Annotated in this window: 16 protein-coding genes; 6 read left to right on the plus strand and 10 right to left on the minus strand. The window is 72.0% G+C overall.

Translation table 11 applies throughout. The features are described from left to right. Window positions 1-50: 50 nt before the first annotated feature. From hflX to miaA, 6 genes are all read right to left on the minus strand, one after another. Complete coding sequence (gene hflX, locus ACZ7KF_RS02210) at window positions 51-1541, minus strand: GTPase HflX (protein ID WP_471068501.1); 1491 nt, start codon at window positions 1539-1541, stop codon at window positions 51-53. Window positions 1542-1700: 159 nt separating this feature from the next. Continuing rightward, a complete protein-coding gene (locus ACZ7KF_RS02215; RefSeq protein WP_471068504.1) occupies window positions 1701-3236 on the minus strand; it encodes a M1 family metallopeptidase in 1536 nt (511 codons plus the stop codon). An 82-nt stretch (window positions 3237-3318) separates the two neighbouring features. Beyond that, a complete protein-coding gene (locus ACZ7KF_RS02220; protein ID WP_471068507.1) occupies window positions 3319-5556 on the minus strand; it encodes a RelA/SpoT family protein in 2238 nt (745 codons plus the stop codon). Between the two features lie 406 nt (window positions 5557-5962). Then, a complete protein-coding gene (dapF, locus tag ACZ7KF_RS02225) occupies window positions 5963-6832 on the minus strand; it encodes a diaminopimelate epimerase (RefSeq protein ID WP_471068509.1) in 870 nt (289 codons plus the stop codon). 232 nt (window positions 6833-7064) lie between these two features. Next, window positions 7065-7574, minus strand: coding sequence for a hypothetical protein (locus ACZ7KF_RS02230; protein ID WP_471069554.1), 510 nt, complete (start codon window positions 7572-7574; stop codon window positions 7065-7067). A gap of 341 nt (window positions 7575-7915) precedes the next feature. Beyond that, entirely contained in the window at window positions 7916-8854 is a 939-nt protein-coding gene (gene miaA, locus ACZ7KF_RS02235) for a tRNA (adenosine(37)-N6)-dimethylallyltransferase MiaA (RefSeq protein ID WP_471068512.1), read from the minus strand. A 183-nt stretch (window positions 8855-9037) separates the two neighbouring features. Here miaA and ACZ7KF_RS02240 point away from each other — a divergent pair, with 183 nt between their 5' ends. Both ACZ7KF_RS02240 and ACZ7KF_RS02245 read left to right on the plus strand, forming a co-directional pair. Continuing rightward, complete coding sequence (locus tag ACZ7KF_RS02240; protein ID WP_471068515.1) at window positions 9038-9367, plus strand: hypothetical protein; 330 nt, start codon at window positions 9038-9040, stop codon at window positions 9365-9367. Window positions 9368-9391: 24 nt separating this feature from the next. Beyond that, a complete protein-coding gene (locus tag ACZ7KF_RS02245) occupies window positions 9392-9670 on the plus strand; it encodes an antitoxin (RefSeq protein WP_471068517.1) in 279 nt (92 codons plus the stop codon). 99 nt (window positions 9671-9769) lie between these two features. Here the strand turns inward: ACZ7KF_RS02245 and ACZ7KF_RS02250 are convergent, their stop codons facing one another. After that, entirely contained in the window at window positions 9770-10483 is a 714-nt protein-coding gene (locus ACZ7KF_RS02250; RefSeq protein ID WP_471068519.1) for a class III extradiol dioxygenase subunit B-like domain-containing protein, read from the minus strand. A 271-nt stretch (window positions 10484-10754) separates the two neighbouring features. After that, window positions 10755-12281, minus strand: a complete 1527-nt coding sequence (gene miaB / locus ACZ7KF_RS02255) for a tRNA (N6-isopentenyl adenosine(37)-C2)-methylthiotransferase MiaB (RefSeq protein ID WP_471068522.1) — start codon at window positions 12279-12281, stop codon at window positions 10755-10757. Between the two features lie 355 nt (window positions 12282-12636). On the opposite strand from miaB, the gene ACZ7KF_RS02260 reads away from it, so the two are divergent. After that, entirely contained in the window at window positions 12637-13152 is a 516-nt protein-coding gene (locus ACZ7KF_RS02260; protein WP_471068524.1) for a regulator component, read from the plus strand. Next, window positions 13145-14305: an MAB_1171c family putative transporter gene (locus ACZ7KF_RS02265; RefSeq protein ID WP_471068526.1), complete on the plus strand. Its 1161-nt coding sequence runs from the start codon at window positions 13145-13147 to the stop codon at window positions 14303-14305. The genes ACZ7KF_RS02260 and ACZ7KF_RS02265 overlap by 8 nt, the downstream gene beginning before the upstream one ends. Before the next feature lie 51 nt (window positions 14306-14356). On the opposite strand, the gene ACZ7KF_RS02270 is transcribed toward ACZ7KF_RS02265, so the two are convergent. Continuing rightward, window positions 14357-15190: an SDR family NAD(P)-dependent oxidoreductase gene (locus ACZ7KF_RS02270; RefSeq protein ID WP_471068528.1), complete on the minus strand. Its 834-nt coding sequence runs from the start codon at window positions 15188-15190 to the stop codon at window positions 14357-14359. Between the two features lie 215 nt (window positions 15191-15405). On the opposite strand from ACZ7KF_RS02270, the gene ACZ7KF_RS02275 reads away from it, so the two are divergent. Together ACZ7KF_RS02275 and ACZ7KF_RS02280 are read left to right on the plus strand one after the other, a co-directional pair. Then, window positions 15406-16776 carry a lectin gene (locus ACZ7KF_RS02275; RefSeq protein ID WP_471068531.1) on the plus strand — a complete coding sequence of 457 codons (1371 nt, stop codon included), beginning with the start codon at window positions 15406-15408 and terminating at the stop codon, window positions 16774-16776. A 396-nt stretch (window positions 16777-17172) separates the two neighbouring features. Next, a protein-coding gene (locus tag ACZ7KF_RS02280) for an IS5 family transposase (protein ID WP_471068534.1) occupies window positions 17173-17981 on the plus strand; the annotation gives its coding sequence in 2 pieces (ribosomal slippage) (window positions 17173-17505 and window positions 17508-17981; 807 coding nt in all). Between the two features lie 87 nt (window positions 17982-18068). On the opposite strand, the gene ACZ7KF_RS02285 is transcribed toward ACZ7KF_RS02280, so the two are convergent. Then, window positions 18069-18977 (minus strand): hypothetical protein, encoded by a 909-nt coding sequence (locus ACZ7KF_RS02285; RefSeq protein ID WP_471068536.1) that lies wholly within the window; start codon window positions 18975-18977, stop codon window positions 18069-18071. Window positions 18978-19353: the final 376 nt, after the last annotated feature.

Consider the following 19353-nt stretch of genomic DNA (forward strand, 5'->3'; position numbering starts at 1 on the left):
ACGAAGGCCCGCCGCCCGGAGAGGGTGGCGGGCCTTCGTGCCGTCGTGGGTCAGGCCGCGGAGACCGGGACGTGGGGTGCCAGGTCCGCCGCCAGTTCCTCGTGCACCCGGACCTTGAGCAGGGTGCCCTCCGCGGTGTGCTCCTCGGAGATCACCTCGCCCTCGGCGTGGGCACGGGCGACCAGCTTGCCGTGGGTGTACGGCACCAGCGCCTCGATCTCGACCGAGGGGCGGGGCAGCTCGTCGTCGATCAGGGCGAGGAGTTCCTCGATGCCCTGGCCGGTGCGTGCCGAGACGGCGATGGAGCGCTTCTCCGTCCGCAGCAGCCGCTGGAGGACCAGGGGGTCGGCCGCGTCCGCCTTGTTGATCACGACGATCTCGGGCACGTCGGTGGCGCCGACGTCCCGGATCACCTCGCGTACGGCGGCGAGCTGCTCCTCCGGCACGGGGTGCGAGCCGTCCACCACGTGCAGGATCAGGTCGGAGTCGCCGACCTCCTCCATCGTGGAGCGGAACGCCTCGACCAGGTGGTGCGGCAGGTGCCGGACGAAGCCGACGGTGTCCGCCAGCGTGTACAGCCTGCCGCCCGGGGTCTCGGCCCGGCGGACGGTCGGGTCCAGGGTCGCGAACAGGGCGTTCTCGACCAGGACACCGGCGCCCGTGAGGCGGTTGAGCAGGGAGGACTTGCCGGCGTTGGTGTAGCCCGCGATGGCGACGGACGGCACCTTGTTGCGCCGGCGCTCCTGGCGCTTGATCTCGCGGCCGGTCTTCATCTCCGCGATCTCCCGGCGCATCTTCGCCATCTTCTCGCGGATCCGGCGCCGGTCCGTCTCGATCTTGGTCTCACCGGGACCACGCGTGGCGAGGCCGCCGCGACCGCCACCCATCTGCCGGGACAGCGACTGACCCCAGCCGCGCAGCCGCGGCAGCATGTACTGCATCTGCGCGAGCGCGACCTGCGCCTTGCCCTCTCGGGACTTGGCGTGCTGGGCGAAGATGTCCAGGATCAGGGCCGTACGGTCGATGACCTTGACCTTGACGACGTCCTCCAGCTGGATCAGCTGGCCGGGGCTCAGCTCACCGTCGCAGATGACGGTGTCCGCGCCGGTCTCCAGGACGATGTCCCGCAGCTCCAGTGCCTTGCCGGAGCCGATGTAGGTGGCCGCGTCGGGCTTGTCGCGGCGCTGGATGACGCCGTCGAGCACGACCGCGCCCGCGGTCTCCGCGAGGGCCGCCAGCTCCGCGAGGGAGTTGTCGGCGTCCTGGGCGGTGCCGGTGGTCCATACGCCGACGAGCACGACCCGCTCCAGGCGGAGCTGGCGGTACTCGACCTCGGTGACGTCCTCCAGCTCGGTGGAGAGGCCCGCGACGCGGCGCAGTGCGGCGCGCTCGGAGCGGTCGAACTGATCGCCGTCCCGCTCGCCGTCGATCTCGTGGCTCCAGGCGACGTCCTCTTCCATCAGGGCATCGGCCCGAAGACCCTCGGGATAGGCGTGCGCGAGGCGCTTGGTGTCCTGGGAAGGGGAAGAAGAGGAGGTCATTGGATCCTTACGTCGATGAGAAGTGCCGTTCCGGCGTCGGTGCGGCGGTCGTCCTGACCGCTCGTCCGTTCAACGCTCGGGTACCCCGGGAGATTCCCGTGACCCGTACCGCGCCGACCCCTACGATGGTCGCACGGAACGACACGTCTCGTCACCGGGTTATCGCCGGGTGTGAGGCCGGGCGGCCTTGGCCGGCGCCGTCTGCTTCCAGTCGGGGTGGCCGGGCATCGGCGGGGTCTTCTCGCCGTACAGCCAGGGGCTGAGGAAGCCGCTCAGGTCACGGCCTGCGACGGCCGAGGCGAGCCGGACGAAGTCGGCGGTCTCGGCGTCGGCGTCCCGGTGTTCCCGGACCCAGATCCGCTCCAGCCGCTCGAAGGCCGGCCGGCCGATCTCCTGCCGCAGGGCGTAGAGCACGAGGGCGGCGCCGTCGTAGATGTTGGGCCGGAAAATACTGATCTTCTGGCCGGGGGCGGGCGGCTTGGGCCGGGCGGGCGGGCCGCCGGCCTCGCGCCAGCGGTCGGAGGCGCCGTAGGCGGCCTTCATCCGGTCCGCCATCGGCCGGTGCGCGGTCTCCTCGGCGTACAGCTCCTCGTACCAGGTGGCGTGCCCCTCGTTCAGCCAGACGTCGGACCAGCTCCGCGGGCTGACGCTGTCGCCGAACCACTGGTGGGACAGCTCGTGGACCATGATCGATTCGAGGTACCACTTCGGGTAGGCGGGCTCGGTGAACAGGCTCTTCTCGAAGAGGGAGAGCGTCTGCGTCTCCAGTTCGAAGCCCGTGGCGGCCTGTGCCATGAGCACGCCATAGGTCTCGAACGGGTACCGGCCGACCTTGCCCTCCATCCAGGCGATCTGGCCGGGCGTCTTCGCGAGCCACGGTTCGAGGGCCTTGCGGTCGGCTGCGGGCACCACGTCGCGCACGGGCAGTCCGTGCGGTCCCTCGCGGCGCACCACGGCGGAGCGGCCGATGGACACCTGGGCGAGTTCGGTGGCCATGGGGTGCTGGGTGCGGTAGGTCCAGGTGGTGGTGCGGCCGATCCGGTCGGTGCCGGCGGGCAGGCCGTTGGCGACGACGGTGTAGCCGTTGGGGGCGTTGATCCGGAAGGTGAACATCGCCTTGTCGGACGGATGGTCGTTGCACGGGAACACCAGGTGGGCGGCGTCGGCCTGGTTCGCCATGACGAGGCCGTCGGAGGTGCGCACCCAGCCGCCCTGCTGGTCCTTGCCGTAGACGGGGTCGCTGGTGTGCCGCACGGTGATCCGGGTCCAGGTGCCCTCGGTCAGGGGGTGCTCCGGGGTGACGACCAGGTCCTCGCCGGCGCTGGCGAAGTCGGCGGGGCGCCCGTCGACCTCCACCGACCGCACGGTGCCGTGGGCGAAGTCCAGGTTGATGCGTGCCAGGTCGGCGGTGGTCCAGGCGTCGATGGTGGTGACGGCCTGCAGGGGTTTGTCGTGGGAGCCGGGATAGGTGAGGGACAGGTCGTACGAGGCGACGTCGTAGCCGGGGTTGCCCAGGTACGGGTAGAGCCGGTCGCCGACGCCGAGCGGATCGGCCGGGGCCGCGGCGGCGACGAGGCAGAGGGAGGCGGCGGAGGCGAGCAGGGCCGCCTTCCGGTGCCCGGACATCCTGCGCCGGGTCCGGCGCCCGGAGGTCTCGGGCTGGGTACGGGGGCGAGGGCGGGGGGTGAGCAGCATGGACCACCGCTACCAGTGCGTGCCCGTCCCGCGACGGCGACGCGCGCCCGGCCCACCCGAACGGGTAAGCCGGACACCGTCGTCAGGAGGCCGGTGCCTGGTGCTGCGCCCTGGTCACGTCGTACACCCCCGGCACCTCCCGCATGGCGCGCATCAGGGCCGGGAGGCGGGCCGCGTCGGGGAGCTGGAGGGTGTACGTGTGGCGCACCCGCTGCTGGCTGGGCGGCTCGACGGTGGCGGAGACGATCTCGGCCCCCTCCAGGGCGATCGCCTCGGTGAGGTCGGCGAGCAGATGGGGGCGGCCGAACGATTCAGCGACCAGGGTGACCCGGCACTCCGCGGTGTCTCCCCAGCGCACACCGATCTCCGCGCGCCCCCGGCTCTTCATGTGCGCGACCGCGGCGCACTCCACCCGGTGCACGGTCACCACTCCCCCGCGCACCGCGAAGCCGGTGATCTCGTCCGGAGGTACGGGGGTGCAGCACCCGGCGAGTCGTACGGCGGCACCGGGGCGGTCCGTGAGCACGTCGGCGTGCCGGGGGCGGGCGGTGGGGGCGTCGTCCGCGGAACGCCCGGCCGAGGCACCGCGTGGCGTGGCGGCGGACTCGGCGGACTCGGCGCGGGTGTCGTCCGGCTCGGCCGTGCCGGTGCCGCCGCCGGGGTGTGTCGCCAGCCAGCGCTGGATGGCGATGCGGGCGGCCGGCGTGTGGGCGTGCTCCAGCCATTCGCGGGAGGGCTCGGAGGCCGGGTCCTGGCCCATCAGGAGCTGGACCGTGTCGCCGTCGCGCAGGATCGTGCTGAGGGTGGCCAGCCGGCCGTTGACGCGGGCGCCGATGCAGGCGTGCGCGTCCTCGCCGTACGCCGCGTACGCGGCGTCCACGCAGGTGGCGCCCTCGGGCAGGCCGAGGGCGCCGCCGTCGGGGCGGAAGACGGTGATCTCGCGGTCCTGGGCGAGGTCCTCGCGCAGGGTGGACCAGAAGGTGTCGGGGTCGGGGGCGGCCTGCTGCCAGTCGAGCAACCGGGAGAGCCAGCCGGGACGGGTGGGGTCGGCGCGCTCGCCGTCGGCGGGGCCGGGTGGGACGGCGGGAGCGGACGCGGGCGTCTCGGCCGCGGAGGCGTCGGCGGCGGACGCGTACGGATTACCGAGGGCCACGACACCGGCCTCGGCGACCTTGTGCATCTGGTGGGTGCGGATGAGGACTTCGACGACCTGGCCGTCCGGCCGGGCGACGGCGGTGTGCAGGGACTGGTAGAGGTTGAACTTCGGTACGGCGATGAAGTCCTTGAACTCCGAGACCACGGGCGTCATACAGGTGTGCAGTTCGCCGAGGACGCCATAACAGTCCGCGTCCTCGTTCACCAGGACCAGCAGGCGGCCGAAGTCGGTGCCGCGCAGCTTTCCGCGCTTGCGGGCCACGCGGTGGACGGAGACGAAGTGCCGCGGGCGGATGAGGACTTCGGCCGGGAGGTCGGCCTCGCGCAGCACCCCGCGCACCTCGTCGGCGACCTCGGCGAGCGGGTCGTCGGAGCGGGCGGCGTTCTTCGCGATGAGTTCGCGGGTGTGCTCGTACTCCTCGGGGTGGAGGATGGCGAAGACCAGGTCTTCCAGCTCGGTCTTGAGGGCCTGCACGCCGAGGCGTTCGGCGAGCGGGATGAGCACGTCACGGGTGACCTTGGCGATCCGCTCCTGTTTCTCGGGGCGCATCACGCCGAGGGTGCGCATGTTGTGCAGGCGGTCGGCGAGTTTGATCGACATCACGCGGACGTCGTTGCCGGTGGCGACGAGCATCTTGCGGAAGGTCTCCGGCTCGGCGGCGGCCCCGTAGTCGACCTTCTCCAGTTTCGTGACGCCGTCGACCAGATAACGCACCTCCTCGCCGAACTGCTCCCGCACCTGATCCAGCGTCACCTCGGTGTCCTCGACCGTGTCGTGCAGCAGGGAGGCCGTCAAGGTCGTTGTCTCCGCGCCGAGTTCGGCGAGGATCAGGGTGACCGCGAGCGGGTGGGTGATGTACGGCTCGCCGCTCTTGCGCATCTGGCCCCGGTGCGAGGACTCCGCCAGGACGTAGGCACGGCGCAGGGGTTCGAGGTCGGCGTCGGGGTGGTGGGCGCGGTGCGCCTCGACGACGTGGCCGATGGCGTCGGGCAGTTTGCCGCGGGCGGCGGGACCGAGCAGCGCGGCGCGGCCGAGCCTGCGCAGGTCGATCCGGGGCCGGGACTTTCTGCGCACCGCGCCTGGCGGCACGGACGCTGTGAGCGCTTGTGGCGCTGTGGACGCTACCGGGCCAGCGGTCGCAGGGTTCGTGGCCTCCGCACTCATGGGCACCTCCGGCTCGTGACCGGCGGACGGAGCCCCATGGCACACGCGGCTCAGGGTTGGCGACGTTCCTCCGTCCGTGCCGGTGCTTGATGCTACCGAGCCCATCACGTGCGACCGACCGCCTCTCGCCGAGCGTGAAACGGATCACCCAATCGAGCGACGTCTACGAGGTTTAGGCGTTGCGTCACGTGCCCAGGGCTCGGCCGCGGTTTCGAACGTCTCCGGCCATCGGCACCACAGGCCCGGCCGGTTCCCCGCGACGCCGGCCGCAGGGGACGAGGGTTCCGGGCGGTTCCCGGCGACATCGGCCGCCGGGGACGACGGTTCCGGGCGGTTTCCGACGACGTCGGCCGTCGGCACCGACGGTCCGGGCGGTCGTTCCGGTCGTCCTCGCCGTCCCGCGAGATCAGCCGAGCGCGCGGGCCAGCCACTCGGGGTCGAACTCGCCCTCGGCGACGATGACGGCGGGTCCCGTCATCTCGATCTCGCCGTCGGGCCGCTCGGTGATGACCAGACGCCCGCCGGGCACGTCGACGGTGTACGCCGCCGGGGTGCCGGTGACGGCCGGGTCGGCGCCGTCCCGCCGGGCGGCGGCCACGGCGACGGCGCACGCGCCCGTGCCGCACGAGCGCGTCTCCCCGGAGCCTCGCTCGTGCACGCGCATGGCGACGTGACGGGGGCCGCGGTCGACGACGAACTCCACGTTCACGCCGTCCGGGTAGGCGGCGGCGGGGCTGACCGGCGGCGGGGAGTAGAGATCACCGGCGTGCGCGAGGTCGTCGACGAAGGCGACCGCGTGGGGGTTGCCCATGTTCACGTTGCGCGCGGGCCAGCTGTGCTCGTCCACGGTCACCGTGACGTCCCCTTCGGGGAGGCGGGCGCGGCCCATGCCGACGGTGACGTCACCGTTCTTCGCGAGGTGGACGGTCTTCACGCCCCCGCGCGTGGCGATCGTGAGATCACCTTCGGCCACATGTCCGGCGTGCTGGAGATAGCGCGCGAACACACGAACGCCGTTGCCGCACATCTCGGCGACCGAGCCGTCGCCGTTGCGGTAGTCCATGAACCACTCGGCCTCGGCGGCCATCTCCCGGGCCTCGGGATGTGCCGCGGACCGGACGACGTGCAGCACTCCGTCGCCGCCGATGCCCGCGCGGCGGTCGCACAGGGCGGCGACGGCGGCCGGGGACAGGTCGAGGGCGTTCTCGGGGTCCGGGACGATCACGAAGTCGTTCTCGGTGCCGTGCCCCTTGAGGAAGGCGATCGGTGTGCTCATTCCTCGATCGTACGGGAGCGTTCCGCCGGGGAACCGGTGGGAGGCAGGGGCCGACGGCAGGTGGTGGCAGGGGCGACGGGAGGTGGAGGTCCGGGGGGAGGGATGGGGGCGGGGGCCGACGGGAGGTTGATGTCGGCGGAGGGGGACGGGGGGGCGGCTGAGGTCGTGGCCGGTGCCGAAGTGGCGGCCGGTGCCGAGGGGGCGGCCGGTGCCGAGGGGGCCCGGGCGCGCTTCAGCGGAGCCTGGCCACCCGCCAGACCGCGAGGACCACGACCACGGCCACCAGCAGGACGTACCCGAGCACGACCCGCCAGTCCGGACGGCGGCCGGAACCGCGCGGCGGCAGGCCCGGCCAGGTGTAGCCCACCCGACGGGCGGCCATCATGCCCCAGCCCGCCGCGCAGGAGCAGATCAGCAGGCCGAGCATGGCGATGACCGCGCCACTGTCGCCGAAGTCGAAGGCGAGCGGGAAGGCGAACATCAGGGAGCCGAGGGCGGCGAGGCCCACGATGGGCGCGAGCTGCCAGATGCGCAGCCGACGCTGCGGGCGCAGCTCCACCTCGACCTCCGGACCGCCCGGGTACATCTCCTCGGGCGCCGGTCCGTCGGCGGTGACGCCACCCGCGGTGTCGTCGTCGGGCCCGTAGTCGGCGAGTCGGCCCGCGACCGGACCGTCCTCCGCCAGGGCGTCCTCCACCGGACCGTCCTCCGCCAGCCGGCCTTCGATCGGGCCGACGTCCACGAGGCGGTCGTCGATCAGGCCGTCGCCGGCCAGACGGTCGCCGTTCAGGCCCTCGCCCGGACCGTCGCCGATCAGGTCCGTCCCGGGCAGGCCGTTGTCGGGGGTGCCGTTGTGCCGCGGGCCGCGCGGCTGTCGGCGGTCCTCGTCCCGGTGGTCTTCGCCCCGGCCGGGACCATCACCCTCGGTGGTGGGGTGATCGGCACTTTGTGCGGTGTCGCGAGGGCCGGCCTCCATCGCCACGCGCCCTCCCAACTAGGCTCCACTTGGTCGATCGAAGCTCGATGATGGCACGGCGTCGAAGGCCGGGATGACCGGCGGCGCATCCCGATGCCATGACGTGATCAGGCTGTGACCGGTCGTTCGACCAACGTCAGGGCCTGGTGCGGAAGTTCCCCGCGATCCACGGCGGCCCCACTCAACCAGTGCACCCGGGGATCGCGCCTGAACCATGAATCCTGGCGGCGCGCGAAGCGCTTGGTGGCACGGACGGTCTCGGCCCGCGCTTCCGCTTCGGTGCACTCCCCGGCGAGCGCGGCGAGCACCTGCTGGTAGCCGAGCGCGCGCGACGCCGTGCGCCCCTCGCGCAGACCCTGCGCCTCCAGTGCGCGCACCTCTTCCACGATGCCCGCCTCCCACATGCGGTCGACGCGCCGCGCGATGCGGTCGTCCAGCTCCGGACGAGCCACGTCGACGCCGATCTGGACGGTGTCGTAGACCGAGTCGTGGCCGGGCAGGTTGGCCGTGAAGGGCTGGCCGGTGATCTCGATCACTTCGAGGGCCCGGACGATACGGCGGCCGTTGCTCGGCAGGATCACCCGGGCGGCCTCGGGATCGGCGGCGGCCAGCCGGGCGTGCAGGGCGCCCGGGCCGCGCAGCGCCAGCTCCTCCTCCAGACGGGCCCGGACCTCCGGGTCGGTGCCGGGGAACTCCAGGTTGTCGACGGCGCCGCGGACGTACAGGCCGGAGCCGCCGACCAGGACCGGCCAGCGGCCCTCGGCGAGCAGGGCGTCGATCCGGGCGCGGGCCAGCTTCTGGTACTCGGCGACCGAGGCGGTGACCGTCACGTCCCAGATGTCCAGCAGGTGGTGGGGGACGCCGTCACGTTCCTCGGGCGTCAGCTTGGCGGTACCGATGTCCATCCCTCGGTACAGCTGCATGGAGTCGGCGTTGACGACCTCGCCGCCGAGCTGTTGGGCCAGGAAGACGCCGAGATCGGACTTTCCGGCCGCGGTGGGTCCGACGACGGCGATGACGCGGGGGGCGGAGGGTGCACTGCTCACCGCACCAGTCTCGCAAACCTCCGGGCGGGGTCTCGAACGAGTTACGTGACGGCGCGGGTGCCGGGTCGTTGCCCGAGGCGAGGTGTGCCTGCCGGATTGCCCGGGGGCGAGGACCCGGGCGGCGCAACCGTACGCACCGGGCGACGCGGGAATTCGCCCGCACGAGTACCGTATGGAGTGGATATGGGCGTGTTTGCACGGCTTCTCGGCAGGTCGAAGGCGACTCCGGAGGCCACGGACGCGGCGGCGGACGCCGGCACCGAGCCGGAGGGTGCCGACGCGAAGCGGACCGAGCTGACGGAGCGGACCGAGCAGGCGGAGGCGGCGGAGACCAGGGAAGCCGGGGCGGCGGAGGCGACGGACCCGGCCGGCGACGGGCGCGAGGGCGGCGAGGATGCGGCCGTGCGGTCGGACGCCGGTACGGACGACGCGTCCGACGGTGCCGGGATCCCCCGGCAGCCGTCCGCCGGGGAGTCCGCCGACAGTGAGGCCGGCGAGGGCGCCCGCAGGTAACTGCCCCGCGAGGGAAGGTGGACCATGGGTCTGTTGGACAACATGAAGGCCAAGCTCGGCCCGGCCAAGGACAAGGTGTCGGACCTCGCGCGGCAGCACGGGGACAAGGTTCAGCACGGGATCGACAAGGCCGCGAGGGCCGTCGACGATCGGACCAAGCACAAGTACAGCGACAAGATCCACGCGGGTACGGGCAAGGCCAAGGAGGCGATGGACCGCCTCGCGCACAAGACCGGTCCCGAGACGGCGACCGGCGACGCGATGCCCCCCACCCGTCCGGAGGGCCCGCCGCCGGCGTCCTGAGCCGACGACGCGTACGGGGTGCCCGGCGTCCGCGGGGCACCCCGGCGGCGGTGTCCGACCGGTCCCGGCGTGCAGACGCCCGTGCGGTGGCCGGCCGGGTCAGGACCAGGTCGCGACCAGGTAGCCCACGCCGTACGGTGCGTCGTCGTACAGCAGGGAACCGGTGAGGTCCGCGGTCTCCGCGGCGCCGGCCAGGATCTGCCAGGGGGCGCGGCCCGCGGCCTTCAGCTCGTGAGCCAGGCCGGGATCCAGCGCACGCAGGGCCGCGACGTCGGCCGCGCCGAGCGCCCTCGCCACCTCCTCGTCGAAGGGCGCCGCCCGTTCGTCCAGGTAACCCGGTGCCTTGAGGGTGCGGCAGGCGCTGGCGTCTCCCAGCACCAGTAGTGCCACCCGTCCGGCCCGGCCGGCGAGTTCCCGCCCGGTCTCGGCGCAGCGCTCCGGCTCCAGCGTGTCCGCGACGCCGAGTCCCTCGATCGGGGCGTCGGCCCAGGCGGTCCGCTCCAGCAGCCAGGCACCGACGGCCAGCGAGGCCGGCAGCTCGCGCTCCGGGGCGGGGTGGACGGCGGGCCCCAGGCGTACGTCCAGGTCGACCCCGAATCCGCGGAAGGTGCCCCGGGCGCCCTGCGGGAACGGACCGTGCCCGCTCTGCTCGGCGGTGCCCACGACCACGAGCAGGTCGGGGCGGGCGGCGGCGAGCACGCCGAGCGCGTCCGCGCAGGCCGTGCGCGCGGCGTCCAGTTCGGGGGCGGCACCCGCGGCGACCTCGGGGACGAGCAGCGGCGGGCAGGGGCAGACTGCGGCGGCGACAAGCATGATCGGCAGCGTAACCCCGCGAGCGGTCCGCGTGTCACTCCGCGATCACGAGGTCCGGCAGGTCGGCCGCCGTCGGCCCGATCAGCCGCCCCCGCGCCGCCCCCGCCGGCCTCACCCGCCACCCATGGGGCTCACCCGCAGCCCGCCCACGTCACCGCAACGCATCAGCCTCACCCGCGACCTGCCGGCATCGCCCGCACCGCATCGGCCTCACCCGCGACCCGCCGGCCCCGCCCCGCAACGCATCGGCCTCACCCGTGACCCGTCGGCGTCAGTCGCAGCCGCACGCGGTCTGGGCCGCCGGCAGCGGTGCCGGTACGCCGATCTTCGGGAGGCCGAGCATGACGCCCGCCGGCTTGGCGGCCTCCGCGGCGTTCCGCTTCTCCCAGGCGTCGCCCGCACGCGTGCGGCGCACGGCGAGGGTCGGGCCCTCGGCGAGGAGGTGGTGCGGGGCGGCGTAGGTGATCTCGACGGTCACGACGTCGCCGGGGCGGACCTCCTGCTCCGGCTTGGTGAAGTGGACCAGGCGGTTGTCGGGGGCGCGGCCGGAGAGACGGTGGGTGGCGCCGTCCTTGCGGCCCTCGCCCTCGGCGACCATCAGCTCCAGCGTGCGGCCGACCTGCTTCTTGTTCTCCTCCCAGGAGATCTCCTCCTGGAGGGCGACGAGCCGCTCGTAGCGCGCCTGGACGACCTCCTTGGGGATCTGGTTCTCCATGGTCGCGGCCGGGGTGCCGGGGCGCTTGGAGTACTGGAAGGTGAAGGCCTGGGCGAAGCGGGCCTCGCGGACCACGTGGAGGGTCTGCTCGAAGTCCTCCTCCGTCTCGCCGGGGAAGCCCACGATGATGTCGGTGGTGATCGCCGCGTGCGGGATGGCGGCCCGCACCTTCTCGATGATCCCCAGGTACCGGTCCTGGCGGTACGAGCGGCGCATCGCCTTCAGGACCGTGTCCGAGCCGGACTGGAGCGGCATGTGCAGCTGCGGCATGACGTTCGGCGTCTCGGCCATGGCGGCGATGACGTCGTCGGTGAAGTCGCGCGGGTGCGGGGAGGTGAAGCGGACCCGCTCCAGGCCCTCGATGTTCCCGCAGGCGCGCAGCAGCTTGCTGAATGCCTCGCGGTCGCCGATGTCGGAGCCGTAGGCGTTGACGTTCTGGCCGAGCAGGGTGATCTCGGAGACACCCTCGGCGACCAGCGTCTCGACCTCGGCGAGGATGTCACCGGGGCGGCGGTCCTTCTCCTTGCCGCGCAGGGCCGGGACGATGCAGAAGGTACAGGTGTTGTTGCAGCCGACGGAGATCGACACCCAGGCCGCGTACGCGCTCTCGCGGCGGGTCGGCAGCGTGGACGGGAACGCTTCCAGGGACTCGGCGATCTCGACCTGCGCCTCCTCCTGCACGCGGGCGCGCTCCAGCAGGACCGGCAGCTTGCCGATGTTGTGCGTGCCGAAGACGACGTCCACCCAGGGCGCCTTCTTGACGATGGTGTCGCGGTCCTTCTGCGCGAGACAGCCGCCGACCGCGATCTGCATGCCGGGGCGGGACGCCTTCCTCGGCGCGAGCCTGCCGAGGTTTCCGTAGAGCCGGTTGTCGGCGTTCTCGCGGACCGCGCAGGTGTTGAAGACGACGACGTCCGCGTCCCCGTCCGCCCCCTCGGGGGCCCGTACGTACCCGGCGTCTTCGAGCAGCCCGGCCAATCGCTCGGAGTCGTGGACGTTCATCTGGCACCCGTAGGTGCGGATCTCGTAACTCTTGGGGGCGGGAACGTCCACTGCCGGGCTCCGGTCGCTGCTGCTGGTCATGGCTTCAAGGGTAGGCGGTCCGCGGAGGCCGCCGCCGCCGCGCTCCCACGCTCGCGCGGGCGCCCGGCACGGCGGGCAGCCACGATGCCGGACGGCCCGTCCGAGCCTGTGGTCCCCGTCACGGAAAGCGGCGCTGGGGGGCGGTGATACCTACGGCTCGGCACTTTGTCCTGAACCCTCGCACGCCGCGCCACCGCCCCTTCCGGACAGGAGAAGATTCTCGCCAAAGGCCGTCCGAAAGGGCCGGCAGGCGTGTTCAAGGGGGCGGGCGACCTGCTTAGGTTGAGCGATCAGAAACGGGGAGACGCCCCAGTCGTTCCGGCCGGCGAGAACAGCGAACGGGGTGACACGGCAGGTGAGGAGAACGGGCGAGTACGCCGCGTTGCAGCGCCGATGCACCAGGATCCTGCGTGATCTCGGGGTGCAGCGGTCGCTTCCCCTGGAAGCGCTCTGCGAGCGCGTGCAGGAACTCAGAGGCCGCCCGCTGGTGCTGAGAGAGCTGCCCGAGCAGGCGGCGGCGACCGGGGCCTGCGGGCTCTGGCTGGGCACGGACAACGCCGACTACGTGTTCTACGAACCCCGGACCGCTCCGCTGCACCAGGAGCACATCATCCTGCACGAGATCGGTCATGTGCTCTGCGACCACCACCGCAGCTTCACGGGCGACGACGAGCCGACCGGTCCGCCGGGCGAGATGCAGCCTCATCTCGTCAGGCGGCTGATGGCCAGGACCAGTTACACGACCGTCGAGGAGCAGGAGGCCGAGATGATCGCCAGCCTGATCCAGAGTGCCGGGAGGACGGGCCCGGTGGCCGGCCCCCTGGGGCGGCTCGGCGCGTTCCTCGGTGTGACGGACGACGCCGGTGAGTGAGCTGGCGGCCCGGATCGGCCTCGCCAGTGTCTGCGCCCTGTGGTTCGCCCTGCTCTGGCGGGCCCGGCCCGCGCTGCGCCAGCCTCATCAGCGGGGACTGTGGGTCACCGTCCTGGCCGCGACCATCGCGATCACTCTGTTCCAGCCAAGGATCGTCGCCGGGCTCACGTCCGTGGGCGTCGACGTCCACACGGTGTCCCTCGGCCGCAATCTGATCGGCGTCCTCAGCGCGGGGCTGGTCCTTCTCTTCGTGGTCGACTCGCAGCGCTCTCCGCACCTGAGCCGGGCCGTGGCGGTGGGGATGACGGCCGCCCTGGCCGCGCTGCTCGTCCTGGACCTGCTGCAGGGCGGTCAGCCGCCCGCGGGGGCGGCAGCCGTCCAGGGGCCCGCGTCCGCCGCGTCCGCCTACTGGCTGATCCTCATCACCGCCCATCTCCTCGGTGACGCCGTCGCCCTCGTGGTCTGCTGGCAGTACAGCCTGCGCACGACGGAGCGCGATCTCGTGTGGTCGCTACGGCTGTTCGCGGCGGGCAGCGTCCTGGCCCTCGCCTTCTGGTCCGGGTACCTCTGCCACCTCTACGGCCTCGCCCCGGCCCGGCTCCCCTACCTTTCGGTGCTCATGGGGATCCACGGCTTCCTGCGGGCGGCCTCCCTGCTGGTGCCCACCGCGACCGCCGTGACCCGGTCGGCCGCCGCGCTGCGGACCACCTGGCGGCTGTGGCCGTTGTGGCGGGACCTGGTGACGGCGGTGCCCCACGTGGCCCTCGCCCTGCCCCGGCGGACCCGGCTCCAGGAGGTGCTGCGGCCCCGGTATCCGCTGGCGCTGCTGGCGCACCGGCAGACCATCGAGACGTACGACGCGCTGCTGACGCTCCAGCAGTACGTGCGGCCGGACGCCTACGAGAAGGCGCACCGGCACGCCCGGCAGGCAGGGGTGCGGGACGACCGTCTCGCGTCCGCCGCGCTCGCCGGTGCCGTGGGCCAGGCCCGGCGGGCCGTCCTCGTCGGCGTGCCGCCGTCGTCCGTCCCGCATCCGCTGCCGGGCGTGGTCCACGGCAGTCCCGAGACCCTGCTGGGGATCGCCCGGATGTGGCCCTTCATGACCGACGCGCTCGCCCACCAGGACCGGGCCCCTTCCGGCGAGCGGCGCTGATCCGGGGCCGCCCGGCTCACCCGGCCGGGCGGTCCTGTCCGCTCGCCGGGGTCACCGGGACGCGTCGGCGTCCTGGCCGCCGCGGGGCGCGATGCTGTGGTCGAACGCGAGCGTCCCGGGGTCCAGGGCCGTCGTCCCGCCGTCGACGGTGAGTACCGCGCCGTTGACGTACGACGCCGCCGGGGACAGCAGCCAGCCGATCGCCTCCGCGACCTCGCGCGGCTCACCCGGCCGCCCCTGCGGCAGCAGCCTGGTCGCCTCCTCGTAGGCGGCTTCCATCCCGCCGCCCGGCAGGTCCGCCTCCACGGCGAAGCGGGCCATGCGCCGGTCGGCCATCTCGGTCCGCACCCAGCCGGGACAGACGATGTTGGCCCGCACTCCCCGGCGCCCGTAGTCGACGGCGACGGAGCGGCACAGCTGGAGCAGGGCCGCCTTGGAGGTGGCGTACGGGGCGTTGCTGGTGCCGTTGCGCAGCGCGGACACCGAGGCGACGGCGACCACCGCCCCCCGGGACTCCAGCAGGTGCGGGATCGCGGCGCGCATCAGGAGCAGCGGACCGGTCACGTTGGTGCGCATCACCTCGTCCCAGTCCCGCAGCGACATGTCGCCCACGGAGCCGCCGCGTCCGATGCCGGCGTTCAGCACGAGTCCGTCGATGCGTCCGTACGCGTCGACGGCCGCCCGGACCAGGCCCTCGGCCGCGTCGGGGTCCCCGACGTCGGACGGATGCGCCAGCGCCCCCGTCTCCTGCGCGAGGCGCTCCAGGGGTTCCACCCGCCGGCCGGAGACGACCACCTGGTGCCCCGCCTCGCTCAGCAGCCGGGCCGTGGCCTGGCCGATGCCCGAACCCGCGCCGGTCACCACGACAACCCGCTTGTCCTCCACTGCAGTTCAGGCCCTTTCCCCAAGTCCGATACGCGCTCACCGAGATCGTCGAGCGCCTTCGAGCTTAGGACGGGCCGATCACCCGGTGATGACTTCCGGCCAGGATCCGCGCGGCGAAAATCCTTCCCTCACCTCTTACTTCACACCTTGACGGAAGTGGTCTGGACCTCTAGTTTCACCGGGCGACCACACCCCCCACGAAAGGCCGCCCCTCCATGCCAAGAGCCAGAGCCCTCTCCCTGTCCACCGCGCTGGCGGTCACCGCGCTCTCCCTGTCCGCCGGTCTGCTCGCCGCCTCCCCCGCCCAGGCCGCGACCGGCACCATCACCGGTCTCGCCGGCAAGTGCCTCGACATCGCCGGGGCAAGCTCCGCCGACGGCACCGCCGTTCAGCTCTACGACTGCAACGGCACCAGCGCCCAGCAGTGGACGGTCGGCAGCGACGGCACCATCCGCGCCCTCGGCAAGTGCCTCGACGTCACCGGCAACTCCACGGCCGACGGCGCCAAGGCGCAGCTGTGGTCGTGCACCGGCGGCGCCAACCAGAAGTGGACCGTCACCGCCGCCCACGACATCGTCAACCCGCAGGCGAACAAGTGCCTGGACGTCACCGACAACAACTCCGCCAACGGCTCGCGGGCACAGATCTGGAGTTGTGGCGGCGGCGCCAACCAGAAGTGGAACGCACCCGCGGCGGACGGCGGCACCACCCCGTCCGCCCCGATGGCCGTGGCGCCCTACCTCTACAACGGCTGGGGCAGCCCGCCGAACCCGAGCACGATCACCCAGGCCACCGGCGTGAAGTGGTTCACCCTGGCCTTCGTGCTGAGCAACGGCTACTGCAACCCCCAGTGGGACGGCAGCCGCCCGCTGACCGGCGGGGTCGACCAGCAGACGGTCAACACCGTGCGGGCGAACGGCGGGGACGTCATCCCGTCGTTCGGCGGCTACAGCGGCAACAAGCTGGAGAGTTCCTGCTCCAGCGCGGGCGAGCTCGCCGCCGCCTACCAGAAGGTCGTCAGCGCCTACGGCCTGAAGGCGATCGACATCGACCTGGAGGCCGACGCCTACAGCAACGGCACCGTGCAGCAGCGCACGGTCGACGCGCTGAAGACCGTGAAGGCCAACAACCCGGGGCTGAAGGTGTACATCACCATCGGCACCGGGCAGAGCGGCCCGGACACGAGCCTCATCAACCGGGCCGCCGCCTCGGGGCTGACCGTCGACGCCTGGGCCATCATGCCGTTCGACTTCGGCGGGGCCGGCCAGAACATGGGCAGTCTGACGGTGCAGGCGGCCGAGGGCCTGAAGAACGCGCTGAAGAACGCCTACCACTACAGCGACGACCAGGCCTACCGGGACATGGGCATCTCGTCGATGAACGGCATCACCGACCAGAACGAGACCGTCACGGTGGCCGACTTCCGCACCATCCTCGCCTACGCCCAGCAGCACCACCTGGCGCGGCTGACCTTCTGGTCCGCCAACCGGGACCGCCCCTGCACCGGCGGCCCCGCCGACAGCTGCTCCGGCGTCGGGCAGTCCGCCTGGGACTACACGCGCGTCTTCGCCGCCTACACCGGCTGACCGCAGCGTCCCCGCCGCGCCGCCGGGACGGTCCGTCCTTCTCCACGACACCCCGCGCGGGCACCGCAGCCCGGTGCCCGCGCGGGGCCGGGCCTTCCGGGCCGCACAGGACATACCAGACCTTCCTGGCCGCACAGGACACCCGGGGCACCGCCTCCGCGTGGTCGAACGCGGCGCCGCGCTCCCGGAGGTCGCTCGCCGTCCGCCGCCAGGGCCCCGGCAGGGAGCCGACGGGCCCGCCGGGCGGGACCGGTCCCGCCCGGCGGGCCCGTCGGGCGGGACCGGTCCCGGCGCCTTCTTCCCTTTACTCGAAATCCCCTAAGAGCTCGAACACGATCTTGTTGATGTGAGCTGGTTGGGCGTTACCGGTGTGCCGATTCGGCCGTTCGTGATGGCGTGGGTACTCGACCGTGGATCGTGGACGATGCGTTGTGGGCGTTGACCGAGCCGTTGTTGCCGCCGTGGCCGGAGCGGTCGCCGGGACCTCGGCCGGTGTCGGACCGGCTCTGTCTGCAGGGCATCCTGTTCGTCCTCCACAACGACATAGCCTGGCAACTCCTGCCGCTGGAGCTGGGATTCGGCTCGGGGCAGACCTGCTGGCGGCGGCTGGACCGGTGGCAGCAGGCAGGGGTCTTCGACCGGCTGCACCGGGTCCTGCTCGCCGAGCTGAACGCGGCCGGCGAGCTCGACTGGTCACGGGCCTGCGTGGATGGTTCTCACATCCGCGCGAAAAGGGGGGCGCCGACACCGGTCCGTCGCCGGTCGACCGGCGGAAGACAGGCAGCAAGCACCACCTGATCTGTGACGGACGCGGCACCCCATTGAAGGTCATCACGACCGCGGCGAAGGTCAACGACGTCACCCAGACCCTCGCCCTGGTCGACGGAATCCCACCCGTCGCGGGACGCCCCGGCCGCCCCCGCCGCCGACCTGAATCCCTGCTCGGTGACAAGGGCTACGACTCCGACGCCCACCGCGACGCGCTGCGGAACCGACGTATCCTGCCCGCCATCTCCCGCAAGGGATCACCGAACATCAAGGGCATAGGCAAGCTCCGCCACGTCGTCGAGCAGACCTTCGCCCTACTCCACCACTTCAAACGCCTCGCCGTCCGATGGGAACGCCGCACCGAACTTCACGACGCCTTCGCCTCCCTCGCCTGCAGTTTGATCTGCTTCAGACGTTTCAAGAAGACACGTCCATGATCGTGTTACGAGCGCTTACGCGCCTGGCCATCGTGCTCATGGCTGTCATCAGTGATGGCGCATCACCTGGAGCGGTGGTGCGGCTGGTCAGAGCTGTACCGCTGCTGTGGGTCGCTGTCCGGTGATAGCTTCGCCGGCGCGGGCTGCCATTGCCGCTGTCAGAGCCTGGAGGACATCGAGGCTGGTGCCGCCCGCGCCTTCATTACGGAGCAGGACGGTCGCGGTGAGCGTGCCCACTCTGAGGACGGAGGTCGCTCCGGTCGCCTCTGTCATATCGGGTTCCGTCGGGTTGGGGTGAGTGGCCCATGAAACGGCCATGGACTCATCACCGCCCACGCCAGGCAGGGAGAGCGGGTCCAGCCCATTCTCGCCGCGGTTTTCCTGCTGCTGTGCCATCGCCTGGTAGCCGACGGAGGCAGCCTCGACAGTGTCGTAGGAGCGCAGCTCGATCACGACGATGTCGGGACTGCCATCGGTAATGTATTCCGCCGAGGCACTGACCAGGGTGCCTTCACAGCCGGTGCCTTCTGCCGGGCAGCTCATCTCGCGCGGGGAGCCGTCCTTGACGGCCCAGCCGGTGGGCAGACTGCCCAGACCAGGAAGGACTTCCTGTGTCCGGGTAGCGTCCTTGAGAACCACGCGCTCCGTCTCCGGCGCACTGTCGGGCGACGACGGGTCCTCTCCGGTCGCCAGTTCTACCCCTCCGTACACCGCCAGGGCCAGCACCAGCAGAGCCAGGACGATGATGGCGAACCACGATCCCGACGAGTTGCGGGTATGACTGACGGTCAAGGGCCCCAGGGAGAAGTGGCTGCCCCGCACCCGGCTGCTCCCGACGACGATGCTGCCGGTCGCATGATGTGGCGGGTAGGAGGGCGGCGGTCCTGAGAGGGCGCCTCTCAACTGCCCCATGAACGCCGGATCGGCCGCGAGCTGCTCCTGGAGTGTGGCGCGCAGTGTGTCCGCGCGCGCCGGATCCTCGGGATTCTCCTCCAAGCCGCTCAGAGCCGTCCGGCCCGGCTCGGAACCGCCGATCCGAGAGCGCACCAGGTCGCCGACGGCCTGCCCTACGGACGTAGCGGCACCCGATGCCGCTGCCGTTATGACTTGCACAGCTGCTAACGCCAGACTTTCAGAACTCTCCATAGCCCCCGCCTTCCTCGGACAGCAAGAGAGACAGCATCCCCCGCTTACGGACAGACAGGAAGACCACCCCCGCCCCGGACCCAACAGACGTCGCTGCTTCCCACAGACACCACCCCCGCCGCGGGCCGAGCCGGAGCTTCTAAGACGCGATCATGATCGTGTTACGAGCTCTAAAGTCGTCATGGTCAAGGGGATTTCCGGTCGCATTTACGAGGCCCCGCAGATA

The organism is Streptomyces sp. NPDC038200, assembly GCF_055600785.1.

What these genes read in the sequence shown, in the direction of transcription:
- hflX (WP_471068501.1), bottom strand. Translation starts at nt 1,541, where the DNA reads ATGACCTCCTCTTCTTCCCCTTCCCAGGACACCAAGCGCCTCGCGCAC.
- ACZ7KF_RS02215 (WP_471068504.1), bottom strand. Translation starts at nt 3,236, where the DNA reads ATGCTGCTCACCCCCCGCCCTCGCCCCCGTACCCAGCCCGAGACCTCC.
- ACZ7KF_RS02220 (WP_471068507.1), bottom strand. Translation starts at nt 5,556, where the DNA reads ATGAGTGCGGAGGCCACGAACCCTGCGACCGCTGGCCCGGTAGCGTCC.
- dapF (WP_471068509.1), bottom strand. Translation starts at nt 6,832, where the DNA reads ATGAGCACACCGATCGCCTTCCTCAAGGGGCACGGCACCGAGAACGAC.
- ACZ7KF_RS02240 (WP_471068515.1), top strand. Translation starts at nt 9,038, where the DNA reads ATGGGCGTGTTTGCACGGCTTCTCGGCAGGTCGAAGGCGACTCCGGAG.
- ACZ7KF_RS02245 (WP_471068517.1), top strand. Translation starts at nt 9,392, where the DNA reads ATGGGTCTGTTGGACAACATGAAGGCCAAGCTCGGCCCGGCCAAGGAC.
- ACZ7KF_RS02250 (WP_471068519.1), bottom strand. Translation starts at nt 10,483, where the DNA reads ATGCTTGTCGCCGCCGCAGTCTGCCCCTGCCCGCCGCTGCTCGTCCCC.
- miaB (WP_471068522.1), bottom strand. Translation starts at nt 12,281, where the DNA reads ATGACCAGCAGCAGCGACCGGAGCCCGGCAGTGGACGTTCCCGCCCCC.
- ACZ7KF_RS02275 (WP_471068531.1), top strand. Translation starts at nt 15,406, where the DNA reads ATGCCAAGAGCCAGAGCCCTCTCCCTGTCCACCGCGCTGGCGGTCACC.